At 50.4% G+C, this 13,988-nt stretch carries 10 protein-coding genes; 2 read left to right on the top strand and 8 right to left on the bottom strand.

Annotated features, from left to right (window positions below; genetic code table 11):
- The 4 genes from AC5JO6_RS25660 to AC5JO6_RS25645 all read right to left on the bottom strand — a co-directional run bounded on the left by AC5JO6_RS25660 (window position 1) and on the right by AC5JO6_RS25645 (window position 5,577).
- Complete coding sequence (locus tag AC5JO6_RS25660; protein WP_496083877.1) at window positions 1-819, bottom strand: peptidoglycan-binding protein; 819 nt, start codon at window positions 817-819, stop codon at window positions 1-3.
- Between the two features lie 598 nt (window positions 820-1,417).
- Entirely contained in the window at window positions 1,418-2,470 is a 1,053-nt protein-coding gene (locus AC5JO6_RS25655; protein WP_496083876.1) for a S1C family serine protease, read from the bottom strand.
- A gap of 499 nt (window positions 2,471-2,969) precedes the next feature.
- Window positions 2,970-4,034 carry a S1C family serine protease gene (locus AC5JO6_RS25650; protein WP_496083875.1) on the bottom strand — a complete coding sequence of 355 codons (1,065 nt, stop codon included), beginning with the start codon at window positions 4,032-4,034 and terminating at the stop codon, window positions 2,970-2,972.
- 400 nt (window positions 4,035-4,434) lie between these two features.
- Window positions 4,435-5,577, bottom strand: coding sequence for a S1C family serine protease (locus AC5JO6_RS25645; RefSeq protein WP_496083874.1), 1,143 nt, complete (start codon window positions 5,575-5,577; stop codon window positions 4,435-4,437).
- Window positions 5,578-6,065: 488 nt separating this feature from the next.
- Between AC5JO6_RS25645 and AC5JO6_RS25640 the strand changes: the two genes are divergently transcribed.
- Window positions 6,066-6,791, top strand: a complete 726-nt coding sequence (locus AC5JO6_RS25640; protein WP_496083873.1) for a TIGR04283 family arsenosugar biosynthesis glycosyltransferase — start codon at window positions 6,066-6,068, stop codon at window positions 6,789-6,791.
- A gap of 149 nt (window positions 6,792-6,940) precedes the next feature.
- Window positions 6,941-8,473, top strand: coding sequence for a glycosyltransferase family 39 protein (locus tag AC5JO6_RS25635; RefSeq protein WP_496083872.1), 1,533 nt, complete (start codon window positions 6,941-6,943; stop codon window positions 8,471-8,473).
- 155 nt (window positions 8,474-8,628) lie between these two features.
- On the opposite strand, the gene AC5JO6_RS25630 is transcribed toward AC5JO6_RS25635, so the two are convergent.
- From AC5JO6_RS25630 to AC5JO6_RS25615, 4 genes are all read right to left on the bottom strand, one after another.
- The gene (locus AC5JO6_RS25630; RefSeq protein WP_496083871.1) at window positions 8,629-9,552 is read right to left on the bottom strand and encodes a glycosyltransferase family 2 protein; all 924 of its coding nucleotides are present in this window, start codon (window positions 9,550-9,552) and stop codon (window positions 8,629-8,631) included.
- A 6-nt stretch (window positions 9,553-9,558) separates the two neighbouring features.
- The gene (locus AC5JO6_RS25625) at window positions 9,559-11,058 is read right to left on the bottom strand and encodes a lipopolysaccharide biosynthesis protein (RefSeq protein WP_496083870.1); all 1,500 of its coding nucleotides are present in this window, start codon (window positions 11,056-11,058) and stop codon (window positions 9,559-9,561) included.
- Between the two features lie 38 nt (window positions 11,059-11,096).
- Window positions 11,097-12,101 carry a glycosyltransferase family 2 protein gene (locus AC5JO6_RS25620; protein ID WP_496083869.1) on the bottom strand — a complete coding sequence of 335 codons (1,005 nt, stop codon included), beginning with the start codon at window positions 12,099-12,101 and terminating at the stop codon, window positions 11,097-11,099.
- A gap of 192 nt (window positions 12,102-12,293) precedes the next feature.
- Window positions 12,294-13,814 carry an NAD(P)/FAD-dependent oxidoreductase gene (locus tag AC5JO6_RS25615; protein ID WP_496083868.1) on the bottom strand — a complete coding sequence of 507 codons (1,521 nt, stop codon included), beginning with the start codon at window positions 13,812-13,814 and terminating at the stop codon, window positions 12,294-12,296.
- Window positions 13,815-13,988 lie beyond the last annotated feature (174 nt).

Below are 13,988 nucleotides of genomic sequence, written 5' to 3'. Positions count from 1 at the left end.
TTAACGGTAGCCAATATAATCACTGGCAACCCAGCCGCCGCTTGTCAGCTGCGACCAGCTACGACCAGATGCGTATTGCGTAGCGCCCGTAAGTCTTACAGGTGCGCCATAGCCCAAGCCTCCAATGACGTAGCCCCCCGGACCGCTGCGAACCAGGAGACCACTGCCAGCGGCTGCGTAACTACCACTGCCGATCGGAACAGTCCCACCATTGCCGCCACCGCTGTAGCTACTGAGATAGGCACTAGCAACCCAACCGCCACTGGAAAGTTGAGACCAATTACGACCGCCAGCATACTGCTCTGCGCCAGTCAAACTCACTCTCGACCCATAACCACGGCTACCGATTGCGTAGCCAGCAGGAGCGTTACGAACAATCAAGCCGCTGCCAGCCGTGACATACGCTCCACCAGAGACGGGCACCGAACCACCACTACTGCCAGGACCACCAGGACCAAGGTTTGCAACTAGACCCAGAGCAGGCAGCGTTGCACGTCCTGCGATACCATCGACTGCTAAGCCCCGGTTAGCCTGAAACGTTCTCAAGGCTGATAGTGTTTCACGACCAAAAATGCCATCACGGGAAACTCCAAGCGCTGCTTGAAGTGCTTCTACACCTGAACCTCTTTGTCCGTAGTAGATGGTTGCTTGAGCTTGATCAGCATGAGACAGTGTGGTTGCTACAACGCCTGCTGCAACAAAACTCATAGCGAGAGAACCTGACGCTTTAAAGTCAATAGTTTCAAAGGCTGTCACTTCCGGATCAAGAGTGGGATCTTCGTGGGCAACAGCGGCATGAATGAAGGCTAATGTTTCCATATGGTACCTGTAAGACAGTCTATGGTGATCGATAGAATTAAAAACCTGCCTCAGTGAGTAACCGCAGCGTATGCAGCATTCGCAGCAGGTATTGAAAGGCTTTGAAGACGCACAAAAGCGGCTTCAATCAAGTCGAAATTCTTCCAGAATTTTGGCTTAAGTAGCCTTGAAACGTTCAAGCTTGAACTTGAGCAGCACTAAATGCCCGATCGCTAGCCGTGCATATTAATTGCTTAGATTCGATCAGCTTGATCTAAAACGGAGAACGTTTAGAGAGATGTTTCTGTTGAAATAATATCAGAGGGCTTGACGATAGTAAAGTCTATAAACGATGAAAAGGAGAATGGATACAAATCCTGCTGATAAAGCAACCACACCCTCATCGGTTCTTGCTGCTTTTTGATAGCATCAAAGCTGATCATGCAGGCTCTAAAGTGGTAAAGACTGATCGGTTGAGTGGTTACTATAAGCGCGATATTTCAGCTTCAAAGTGAAACGCGAGGGCTACGTTTAACCAATTAATCATCATAAAGGGTGATGAATGTAGTGAACTGGACAGCAGAGGCAAGGGCTTTCATCCATTTTTTGCCACGGCTGCTCAAAAACCGACCCGTACATCTTGCTGTCGTTGGTTCCGGCTGATGGTGAAAACAGCGCTACTGGGACGGCGCTGCAAAAATATTTGCAGATCTTCAACTCGATCAAGCCGCTGACTGTCAACTGCTACCAAACGATCGCCTGCGCTCAGCCCTGCTCTCTCAGCGGGGGAGTCTGGCTCTACAAGTTGAATCACGAGCGATTGACTGTCAACCATTGCCCCTAAGCGAACGTCGCTCGGTGTTGCGGGCGGCAAACCAAAATTAGCAGGAGCCTCTGGTGGTGTCGTCTGCTGGTCAGTCTCGGTCTGTGCTGAAGGCATAGCAGGCGCTGAAGGACGTGCGGCGATTGCCGCTGCTTTTTGTCGATTTTGCTCAATGAAGCCTTGGGCGATTGTCGTTGTTGTCGCAAACCCAATGCCAACATTCTTACCGGAATCTGATAGCCAGATTGCCTTGTTGATGCCAATCATGTCACCCTGACTGTTGAGCAACGGTCCGCCTGAGTTTCCAGGATGCAAAAGGATGGAAGATTGTAGATCACCATTCTCAAGGGTGCTTTTGAGCGTCCCTCGAGTAATCACGCCAGCACGACCATAGGGACTACCGATCGCGCACACTTTTTGTCCAATTTGGATCGCTTCTGGCTTAGCCAGACGGATCGCTGGCAAGCGTTCTTTTGTGTTGAGCTGCACGAGTGCCAAATCATTCACGCGGTCAGTGGCGACGACCTGTCCCTGGTAGAGCTGTCCGCCCCAGCTTCTAGCTCTTACCTGTCCGTCACTGGCAGCTTTGACAACGTGATGGTTGGTTAGCACCAAGCCTTCTGAGCTGACAATGGTACCTGATCCAAAATCGCTGTCGATATAGAGTGTTAGAACAGATGTACGAGCTGTCTGGCAGACATTGGCACTCGTCGGCTCAGACTGGTTTGGTTTTGCTTTCGTCTCAGCGGGACGGGGCAGAGACAGGTTAGGGATGGATGGAATAAACGCAGCCAGAGTATGAGCCAATAACAACAGTCCAACTGCCCATACCCAACGATTGAATCTCATAAAATTGATGTTCAGAGCGCCCGCGTTGACGAACTTGGGTAACGTTGCCCACTTTTAGCAAAAGGCATTGATATAGCTGTCGCCACAAAGCTTAGGACATTGGAAGCAAAGGGGGTGTGGGGGCAATGCCCCCAGCCAGCTTTCGACCTGAGCTTCGACGTGAGCGCTCAGCCGAACAGCGCTCAAGCTGAAGGGGTTCCACCCTGCACCCCGTCCTCACCAGTATGGCTGTGGTTATAATCCCAATCGCACTCGCTAAAGCCCATCATACTCTGCTGCTAAAAACCGACGCAGAGAGAAAGAGTCATTGTAGACTAGTATTTCTATACTATAGATCGTCCTCAGTGTCAGAAGGTACGTCGCAGAGAGGCATTTCACTAGACTTACGCATTGGAAGCGTGCAGTTTGATCCGCAAAGCGTCCGTCCAGAGCGTTCCATCTTTTTCTAGCGAAGCGACAGCACGGGGTTGGAGGATCTCGTCTACATCAGTCCTGCTAACTAGAAATTCACCTGAACGTTTGTGACCTGTTGGTTACGATCGATGGTCAAAATGGCAGTACTGGGTTGGGCACTGAGAAATGTTTGTAGCTGCTGTAGTGCATTTAATTGGGTGCCGTTGATGGCAATGACCCGATCGCCAATTTGTAGTCCGCCCAGGGCAGCGGGAGAATCACGCTCTATTTGTTGTACGGTCATAGTTCGATCGTCAAAGCTGGCACCTAACCCTGCGGTAGAGGCAACGCGTTCTTGTGTCGGCTGCGGCAATGTTGCTGGAGAAGGCACTAAGCCTGGTGCCGGAAGAGGCGCTTGCACTGGTGTAATGATTGGCTGCTTCGTCATGGTGATGGGTTGCTTCGCCATTGCAGTAACCGGAGTGCGGCGATTCTTGTTCACAAAATTTTGTGCTACTCGTGCGCTCGTGGCATAGCTAATGCCAGTATTTTCGCCACGATTGGACACCCAGATTGATTTATTCACGCCTACCAACATCCCCTGAGCATCCAGTAGCGGTCCCCCGGAATTGCCGTAGGTGAGGCGCACGGCTGATTGCAGGTCGCCATTCGCCAGCAAATTTTTGAACGTGCCCTGGCTTAGAATGCCTGCGCGACCTGCGAGGCTACCGATCGCACAGACTTTCTGCCCCGCCTGTGGGCTGCTGCTGGCTAATGGCACTGTTGAGAGTGTCTCTTCCACTGGCATTTGTACAAGCGCCAGGTCGTTACGCGTATCACTCGCGATCGCCCGCCCAATATAGCGATGACCGTTTGCCAGTTTGACGTAAATTTTAACTTTATTGGGACTTTTAACCGCTTCTTTAACCACGTGTAGCGCTGTCAAAATGGTGCCATCTGCGTCAACAATGCTGCCAGTCCCAATTTCTGCACCCGCATAAAGCGTGACAACCGCCTTTGCAGCTTGCTGACAATTGCGATAACCATCGGCAGACTTCGCTGATGTGCCTGCGGTCACTTGCGCGATCGAGCGCTCAGGTATGCCGATTACAGAGGCACTATGAATCAACACAGAGGATGCGGAAAAAAGCAGCAAAGACTTGAATTTCATGTTGGTTGAGTCAAGAATGAAGACACCAAAACCGATGCTGTTGCCGTAGCGTTCCAAAAAAAGAAGGCGATCGCTCGGAACGCAAAGATACTTAACTGGGAAAAAAATTAGTGAGAAGACTGTCGCGGTAAATGCAGCTTCAATGGCTCATCGCTTCACGTGCCCATGCCGATCGTGTTGCTAAACTAGCACGTTCAATGGCTCTAAAATTTCAAAGCTATAGCGATCCGATTTGAATGATGAGAATGACGCTGGTATGAGCGATCAACAATCAGCTTTTTTGCTGACGGCTGACGGCTGACCGCTCAATGATCCAGTCTTGCTCACCCATGATTTAGGACTGCTATATGGCAGATTGACGCGCAGTGAAAGTGAGAGGTTCCAGTTTGGGGGGTTTAGCTTAAAAGCGCACCTGAACGCTGGCTATTTTCTGACCACGTGCGATCGTAAAAAGTGCCGCATCGGGCTGTTGTTCGAGAAACGATTGCAGGGCAGTGAAGTCACCGAGCCGTCTACCATTGATGGCAAGGAGTCGATCGCCGGGTCGAAAACCGCTGCTAGCGGCGGCTGAACCTACCTGCACCTGTTGCACCACCAAATTGCGTATATCAACCGTCATGCCCAAACGTCTACCTGTGGCTGAGCGTGACTGTGGGGCGATCGGCTTGACCGCCGTCGGTGCTGGAGTTGATTGCTGATTGGGAACTTCGGGAGCTGTCCATGTCCACTCTGTTACAGGGGGTTCAACGGTGGGAGATTCAATGGCGAGGGACTCAGAAAGTAAGGGTGCCGATGTTGGGTCAATGGTTGGAGCGATCGCAGCAGGAGCCTTCGCAGCCACAGAGTTGCCGAGTAAATTTCTGACTGCCTGTACATTAGTGGCAAAGCTGATGCCAGTATTTCTACCCGATCGAGACTCTAAAATGGCTTTGTTCACGCCAATCATTTCGCCCTGAGGGTTGAGTAGGGGTCCACCCGAATTGCCAGGATAAAGCCGGATTTTTGCCTGTAAGTCACCATTGCTTCTGATCAGGCTCAGCGTACCTTCACTTAAAGCACCAGGACGACCATAGGGACTGCCGATCGCGCAAACCTGCTGACCAAGCTGCACCGCATTAGCACTCGCCAACGGCACGATCGGAAACTGAACGATCGGGAACTGATTTTGAGCATCCAGTTGCAGTAGCGCCAAGTCATTGCGGATGTCTACTTTAATCACCCGTCCCCGATATTGCTTACCATTAGCTGTTCGAGCAACGATCGTCTGACTGCCCGCACGATCCTTGATGACGTGGTTGCTGGTAATCACTAAACCCTCTGGACTCACGATACTGCCAGAACCCGTTTCATCGCCAGCATAGACTGTAACCACGGCTGGGCTAATTGTTTGGCAATTTCGGTAGGTGTCTGGTGCCGTCTCTGCGTCAGGCGTGAATCGAACCGCTGTCAACCGATTGGCAGCTCGAATGGGAGCCGTCATAGAGGTGGTAACGCCCACTAGCCACACAGAGAACGCAAGCAGAAGTAAGTACTTAGATTTCATAGATTGCACATGATTAATGTCTGGAAGGGTTAAAGCTTGACAGGCAGCTCTCTGTCTTGGTTGCTGACACACAGCCAAGACAAAGACAGTATTTGATTGCAATGCTTACAGGCGTTTACAGGCGCTGGCGCTCGGAGCGTTTTAAGTGCGTGTTGTAGGGGTACCACCAACTTTCGCTACTGAGAAAACAGCATCCGGATGCTTTCGACATGCGCCTACTGCGATCGCTCAACTTTTTCTCACCGCTCAATTTTTTCTCACCACACTAAGTCTGACTAAAAGTAAGCTGATGGTTTTGAGCGCTATCAGGTTCCTTGTAGAGTAGCCTTCGACTGAAGTCGCAGCTACACGGGCAAAATCTGCCGCCGCAGGTTGCAAAACCTTCATTTTTCGGTAGTCCGCACAGGCGGACTTCGTTTACGTAGTCGCGGTTTTAACCGCCAGACATTCAAACCACCTCTTAGAACACGACAAGGATGCAGAGTGTTGTGACAAAGGAACCCGTGAATCAGCCCTTGATGTCTGGACGCGATCGACCTATTTCGATCATCATCCCCACGTTGAATGAAGCAGAAACCTTACCTCAAACGCTGAGAGCACTGCAAAATCTCCCTCAGGTGGAGGTGATTGTGGTAGATGGTGGCAGTCTGGATGACACCGTGAGCATCGCAGTGGACTGGAACGTCAGAGTGGTCTGTTCAGCCGCAGGACGTGCCCACCAGATGAATGTGGGTGGTGCTGTGGCTAACGGCGATATTTTGCTGTTCCTACATGCAGATACAGTGCTTCCGAGGCAATTCGATCGTCTAATGCGTCAAACGTTAACGCAGCCGGGTGTGATCGCTGGAGCATTCAAGCTGGCAATTGATGGACATAGTCCAGGTCTACGCTTAGTGGAATGGGGTGTAAATATGCGATCGCGCCTATGCCAAATGCCTTACGGCGATCAAGCTATTTATCTCCCAGCAATCACCTTTCGAGCGATCGGCGGCTTTCCAGAGTTGCCAATTATGGAGGACTTTGCCCTCATGCAACGCTTAAGGCGACGTGGACGGATTGCGATCGTGCCTGATAAGGTACTGACCTCTGGTCGTCGCTGGCAGAAACTGGGCGTTTTTCATACCACTGCCGTTAACCAATTGATCATTCTTGGCTATCTACTGGGCGTTTCTCCAACCTTACTAGCGCACTGGTATCGCAGTTTTGGGAAATAACTTTAGGCACTAGCTCGTCGTGGCTGAAGCGATAGTCCACCTTGCAGAGAATACATTTATCTGATAGTTTTTAAGCCAGCGGTTGGCTGTTTGCAAGGTGTTAGTAGTCTTCAAACAAAGCGGCAGCGTTGTACTTCTACCCTTTTGTAATGAAGCTTTCTGATAAGTTTTCCTTCTTGAATTTCAATCAGCTCACTTCATCGACCCTACTCGATCGCTTATCGCTACTGATTGTTTTTTGGGGAATTTTTCTGCGTATTTCTCAATACTTGAACAATCGTTCGTTATGGGGAGACGAAGTGATGTTGGTGTTGAATTTACTGAACCGTTCCTACCTGGAATTGTTACGACCGTTAGATTATGATCAGGCGGCTCCGCCGGGGTTCCTTTGGATTGAAAAAACGGCAATTCAAGTATTTGGCAATAGCGAATATTCTTTGCGGTTATTTCCCTTAATTGCTGGCATTGTTTCAATGATTGCCTTCTATTACTTGAGCAAGTGGGCAGTGTCAACGATCGCGGTTCCTATTGCTTTGATTCTTTTCGCCTGCTCCAAATTTATACTTTATTTTTCTACTGAAACTAAGCAATATTCCAGTGATGTCATGCTGGCACTTTTGCTATGCCTCTTATTAATACCTCTACGTGGGAAACTCTTAGCAAAAGGGCGATCGCTCTTGCTAGGAGTGATTGGGGCGATCGTAGTTTGGTTTTCGCATCCTGCTGTTTTTGTATTGGCAGGAATTGAAACCGCCAACTGGATCACGCTTTCCTCAGAAAAGCGAAAACCTGTTCTGATCAACCGCTTACCAAGCTATTGTTTATGGATTGCTAGCTTTGCTACACTTTACTTCATCATTACAGCGAATGTAATGACGAGTCGTAATTTGCAAAGAATGTGGGGACGTGAATATCCAGAAACAATATTTGATCTGCCCTGGTTATTTGATTCCTTTGGGCGAGTCTTCTATAATCCTTTGGGCTATGCAGGACCCTTCGATGGCATAGCGCTGATTGCCTTCGTCATTGGCTGCTTTGCCTTCTTCAGGCTCAATCGAAAGGTGGAGCTTTTGCTTTTAATGGCTCCCTCTTTTACAACCTTAGCCGCTGCCTATTTACACAAATACCCGTTTCTATCACGCCTAATTTTGTTTCTGGCTCCGTTCTTTATTCTGGTCATTGCTGAAGGCATCGGCTCTCTTTTAGCTCAATTTTCTAAACGCAAAGCGGTTGGCATTGTGGGTGTTGTATTGGCGAGTTTATTGCTCATACCTCCCCTGCAACAGACGACGAGCTTTATCTTTCATCCAGAAAAGAAAGAGGAACTCCGACCCGTGCTTGCGTATGTCAAAACTCGTCAGCAACCAGGCGATATTCTTTATGTGGGCGATGCCTTTAATAACTTCCGGTATTATGCAGACAAATTTGGCTATACCAAAGCCGATTACGTCGGTAACTATGATGCCTTTTTATTTCATTACAAACGTGATTTCTCACCTCAGATTTGGCACACTTTCATGCAAGCGAATCATCTCAAACCTGGACAACGGCTATGGTTTCTCTTTGCAGGAGTTAATGAGAAAGGACGAGGTGTGTCTAAGGCTCGTTTGGATTCCATTGGGCAACGATTGGATTCCATTGAACAACCTGGAGCGTCTGCCTATTTGTATCAGTTAAAGTGATAGTAATTCTGTTTGTTTAAGGTGCAATGGACGATCGCACCCTGCGGTTTTGGAAATCTGATTGATCGATAAGTCTTTCGGCGATCGCCTGCCTCGTCTGGCAGTCTTTTGTTAGTCAGTCAACTCGAAAACACAACGTTTCTGCGGCGGCGATCTTAGCCGCGATAGGACGGAGCACCGCATTTCAAGCGCACCAGTTCCCACACATACCAGTAAGACACAAAAAACATGACTCGTGACACGTGAACTTTTTGCTGAAGGGTTTTCAAGCGGCGATCGAGCAGAAAGTTGAAGCCTAGCATGACGATCGGAGCCAGCAAATACTGAGCGATGGTAAGAATAAAAAATTGTTGACGTTGCCAGAAGGGAGCTTTTTGGTGTAGGTCGTAGCGTCCCCCAATGATGCGGCGGGCGCGGCGCTGTAGTTCTGACCAATGATGTCGGGCAGGATGCGTCACCTGCACGGTTTCGCCATAGATGAGAGTGTATCCGGCTTGATGGACGCGCTGCCCCCATTCGCGATCGCCATTCGATTTTAATGTGCCATCAAAACCGCCGACTTGCTGCATCACGCTGGCAAACGTAAAAAGATTGGCGGTTGCAGCGAAATGGTGTTTTTCCACAAATTCCTGTTGCGGCAGGGGATACCAGAGGCTTTCGTACAGCTCAACGGGAGTTGGATTGGTTGCATCAACAAAGGAGCATTCGATTTTGCCACCCACCAGCCCGACTTTAGGCGTTTGCAACAAACATGCGACACCCTGCTCAATCCAGTTAATCGCTGGAAGGCAATCGGCATCCGTAAAGGCGATGACGGCACCTTTCGCCAGCGTCAGCCCTTGATTGCGAGCCGCATAGGAACCCGGTTGGCTTTCATATGTATGCGTGGTCTGTTGAAATTGCGCTGCTATATCCGCGATCGGCTCCAACGCATCAGACCCATTATCCACGACGATGACCTCGTATAAATGGGCTGGATAAGTTTGTCGGTCTAACGCACGCAAACATCGCTGCAACCGTTCTCCATCATTGAAAACGGGAATAATCACAGAGACGAAGGGCAAAGACGTTGGAACCATATACACCTAGTCAGAATGAGGCTTTTTGAAAAGTCGAGCGCCAGATTGCAGCAAGGATTGGATCACTGCCCGCTCACGATCGCGAAACTCCCCTAACAGCCATAGTCCTACCAAAATGCTCAGCCCAAGGATAGTCAGTTTTACCAACACTAACCAGCCAGGAGCCACCCAAGCTGTTGCCAGCAGATAAACCAAGCTACCGAGCAACAGGCTACGTCCCAGTGAAAAGAGATCTGGCAGAATGTTCCACAAGCGGTAGATGACAAAAACCAGCGTCATGGCAGCGACACTCGCGACAGCCGTTGTCACCAGTGCCGCACCGAGTGAACCAAATCGGGGAATCATCCAGCCATCAGCCAGCACTGCCACGGGTACCATTGGTGCAGTCGTGGCGATCGTCCAATGGGGCTTTCCGGCAGCGGTCAAAATGCAGGTGGTAACGCCAATCATCGCCATCGCTACAGCCGCAACGATCAACACCGAAAATAAGGGGGCGGCGGGGAGAAAGGTCGCGCTAAAAACCAGGGTGATGATTTCGGACGCAGAGCCAGCGGCTAAACCCGCAAACGGTAAGAATAGGAGTACCAGGCGCATCCCATCCCGGCTGAGTGTTCTGGCTGTCTCCAGGTTGCCTGCATGGATCAGACAGCTCAACGTCGAGAGCAACAACGGCACAAACGCCAGCGTGAACAAACTGGGAATCAGGGAAAGATTTTGAGCTGTGCCATAGAAACCCGCGTCAGCAGCGGTACCGCCCAACAGCTTCAACATCAGCAAATCAAGCTTTTCGTAAAGCCTGAGCGTAATGGCAAGGAAGAACAGCGGAATGGCATAGCCCCACAACTTTTGGAGCGGAAAGCTGGAACGAGTCAGTAACGGCGCTTGAATGTAAACTCGATAGATCAATAGTTCGATCAGGGCAGCGGCGATGCTGCCTAAAATTGCACCTGTAGTAGAAAATCCAGCGGCGACCAGAGCCACGCACAGAATCATCCGCGCCAGCCAACGGAAGGCAGTCGAAATTGCCCGCTGGTAATAATTGCCCAAGCCCACAGAAACGCTACGGTGAACGTAAGCCAGACAAAAGATAGGGATTTCGAGTGCCCCCAGTCGTAAATAACGGGTCATGCTGGGTTCCCTCAGCGCGATCGCCAGCGGTTCGGCAACGACCCAGAGCACTGCGACAGCCAGCATTCCCAGCCATAAATGCAATTGCAGAACGGTTGTGGCAACTGCCTGCCAATCGTCTGTTTCACTAATAAATTTGATCGTGGTGCGGGTGAAAGCGGAGGTAATGGTCCAGCCTACCCAGGTTACGATCGCAGTCACTAAAAGCAGCACTCCGTAACCGTCTGGTCCCAATCGGCGCGTCAGGAAGGCTGCGGTCAAGATGCCAGTGGGCAATAACAACGATTCTGCCAGGAACACCTGAACCGTTCCCGACATCAAACGACGACCAGATGACATCTTTGTTTTGTCGGAAGCAGCCTTTTCAGCATTAGACATAGTAGGCGACCTGTCTCTCAGACGGGGTTTTCATCGCCTCAAGATGACTCCCAGTTGACGTTCACCCGATCGCCATCCGCTAAGAAATAGCTAGGTCGCAGGTAGGCAATCCCAACCCCTAGCAAAAAGAGCAAGAGCGAGACCAGCGCAATCACGGCTGCGAATGGTAGCGCCAAGAGATGACTGGGCTGCTCACGGATAAGCTTGAATACGCGTACCGTTGCCTCCTTTACTCGCATGGCAACCAGGGCTAAACCAATGAACAAGTCCTCAACAGGGTGAATGACTGGCAATGGCTGAGCTGGCAAGGTCTGTCCCCTAGCTCGCCGCAAGCGATACAGTGACAGAGCATCGTAGCCCAGCAGAATGAACCGCCAGCAAAAATGAGCCACACCATTCGGCGCTGCATGGACGGCACGGGCGATCGGTTGTCGCCAGAGGGTAATGCCGTGCTGAGTGAGCTTGTGGGCATGGAGCACACAATTGCCCCGGTAGATGGGCAACGCGGTGGGAATGGGATACGCCAGCAATACGGAACGCCGAAACGCGACGTTATTAAAGAAATAGAAGCGAGTGGGGTGCAGGTCGCTCCTATGGGAAAAGGGCGGAAAAATGTAGGTGAGCGAGATGGCTAAACCATAGATACCACGCGGTGAGGTTCTGGTTTCGCCCGCGACCACCTGAATCTCATCTTTCTGAGTAAACGGGGTGAGCAAGCTCCGCAGCCAGTTGGGTTCATACAGGCAATCCGAATCGACAAAGACAATAATCTCGCCTGTGGTCAGGGCAACCCCTTGCATCTTGGCAGCATAGTAGTCCATCTCGGCAGCGATCGTGCGCACGGTCAACCAGGGATACTTGCCAGCAAGCGTTTCCAGCAAATCGGGCGAAAGATCACCGCTTTCCAGGATTAACACCTCCTCGGCGCAGGCAGGAGAGAGGTCTTGAGCAGCGATCGCATCGAGCGATCGGCATAAGCCTGCCAATGCAGCACTGGCTAAGTTCTCAGTTTCCACAATGATGGAGAAACTGGGAAATTGCATCGGTTCAACGCTTACAAGGTTTGACACGTCTCTTCGTTGGGTGTTTTAGTCAGCTTTAGACAAGCCCGTTGGCTTTTGAATTTAGCCCTTCTCCCTGGGGAGAAGGGTTGGGATGAGGGCAAAGAATCTGTAGCGTTTGCAATTTGATTTGGTATGACTTCTGGCTCCTGACTCCTGCTGTAAGCCGTTAGCTTAGTGGATTGTAGCAGTTGGGTGATCTGAAGACAGTGAATCTGACGACAGTGGATCGGTCTTGGAACGCAGCGCCTGTGCCAATGCTTGCTTTTGCGCGTCTTCAACCGTGAACGCTTCCTGGTACGATCGTTCTGTATTAACTGCCCAGAGGTCGTGGTCTTCGCCCAGAAGATTGCGAACCGCCAGCATCGCCGTCAACATAGAGTGATCCTGATTGTTATAGCGATGCAACCCATTGCGCCCAACCGTCTGCAAGTTGTCAAAGGTTTCCAAGTAATCTTGCAACACTTGCAGGTGCAGCCGATACTCCGCATCATACACAGGATAGGCTTTCGGCTGACGAATGACGACAGCATCTTCAACATCGCCCGTCTGCACACCGAGTTTCAGCGCGATCGCTTCTTGCGTTGCCAGTTGAATTAATTGGGCATCCGATCGCTCCCAAAGTTCATCGCCCTGGGTGCAAAAGTACTCCATCCCCAGGCACGTTTTGCTAGGGTCAGGCACCATCGCTGGACTCCAATTCTTGAAATTTTGAATCCGCCCCACCTTAAACTCCGGGCTGTGGATATACAGCCAGTTATCGGGAAAGAGGTGCGATCGCTTAATCATCAACGACACGATGAGAAAGTCTCGATATTTCAAGCCTTGAGCCGCCGCCAACACATCTGGAGGCGGTGTTGGATCGAGACGACGGAGTAAGGCTGTTACAGGCATTGTCGAAATCACATGGTCTGCCGTAAATTGCAACGTGCGATCGCCCTGACGCGCGGTAAGGCGCTGAATCTGACTACCGGAACGCTGAATGCGAGTGACCGTCGTGTTGAGATGTACGGGAGAACCCTTCGCTTCGACCATTTCCTGACAGCGCTCCCACATCATCCCCGGACCCAGAATCGGGTAGTCAAACTCTTTGATCAAACTTTTGGCATTCTGGCTACCAAAGAGCGCGTTAATCACAGCACTCTTCAAAGACATATCTTGAATGCGTTGGGCAGCCCAATCGGCTCGAATTTTATGACAGGGAATACCCCAAACTTTTTCCGTATACGTTTTGAAGAACGTCCGGTAAAGCCGTTCGCCAAAGCGTTCTGTGACCCAATCCTCAAAGGTTTCAGCGTCTTGCCCAGGGTTTAGCTTCACGTTCAGCCGTGCTTTCAAATAGCTCAGCAAAATCAAGGCACTGGGTACAATACCTAAGTTCCGCAGCGTGTTCAGCAACGACAACGGATAGTCATAAAACTTACCCTGGTAGTAAATTCGAGACAGGCGGGGCACTTTGATAAAGTCATCCCCTAGAACTTCCTGCCAGAACTGTTGCACCGCTGGAACTTTGGTAAAAAAACGGTGTCCACCAATATCGAAACGATAGCCCTTGTAAGTTTCTGTCCGTGAGATACCCCCAACTTTGTCTGCCTGTTCTAAGACAACACAGCGAATGCCTCGCTTCATTAGTTCATACGCTGCTGTCAATCCGGCTGGACCAGCACCAATGATGACTACAGGAAAATGTTTCATTTCTAACCCTTCAATGCACTGCTGGAGAACAGCTTTACTTAAGCTCAGGCAAGCAGCTTTACTTAGCTTCAGACAAGCTGAAAATACTGGAACTGCGAAAATTCTTATCAAATATACACTTTCAGCACCGCTTCGGATACAGTCAATGCGGTTAAACGAGTTCACCTGAGTAAG

Source organism: Tildeniella sp. (assembly GCF_059505325.1).
This window is presented reverse-complemented; position numbering and strand designations above follow the sequence as displayed.

What these genes read in the sequence shown, in the direction of transcription:
- AC5JO6_RS25660 (WP_496083877.1), bottom strand. Translation starts at nt 819, where the DNA reads ATGGAAACATTAGCCTTCATTCATGCCGCTGTTGCCCACGAAGATCCC.
- AC5JO6_RS25655 (WP_496083876.1), bottom strand. Translation starts at nt 2,470, where the DNA reads ATGAGATTCAATCGTTGGGTATGGGCAGTTGGACTGTTGTTATTGGCT.
- AC5JO6_RS25650 (WP_496083875.1), bottom strand. Translation starts at nt 4,034, where the DNA reads ATGAAATTCAAGTCTTTGCTGCTTTTTTCCGCATCCTCTGTGTTGATT.
- AC5JO6_RS25645 (WP_496083874.1), bottom strand. Translation starts at nt 5,577, where the DNA reads ATGAAATCTAAGTACTTACTTCTGCTTGCGTTCTCTGTGTGGCTAGTG.
- AC5JO6_RS25635 (WP_496083872.1), top strand. Translation starts at nt 6,941, where the DNA reads ATGAAGCTTTCTGATAAGTTTTCCTTCTTGAATTTCAATCAGCTCACT.
- AC5JO6_RS25630 (WP_496083871.1), bottom strand. Translation starts at nt 9,552, where the DNA reads ATGGTTCCAACGTCTTTGCCCTTCGTCTCTGTGATTATTCCCGTTTTC.
- AC5JO6_RS25625 (WP_496083870.1), bottom strand. Translation starts at nt 11,058, where the DNA reads ATGTCTAATGCTGAAAAGGCTGCTTCCGACAAAACAAAGATGTCATCT.
- AC5JO6_RS25620 (WP_496083869.1), bottom strand. Translation starts at nt 12,101, where the DNA reads ATGCAATTTCCCAGTTTCTCCATCATTGTGGAAACTGAGAACTTAGCC.
- AC5JO6_RS25615 (WP_496083868.1), bottom strand. Translation starts at nt 13,814, where the DNA reads ATGAAACATTTTCCTGTAGTCATCATTGGTGCTGGTCCAGCCGGATTG.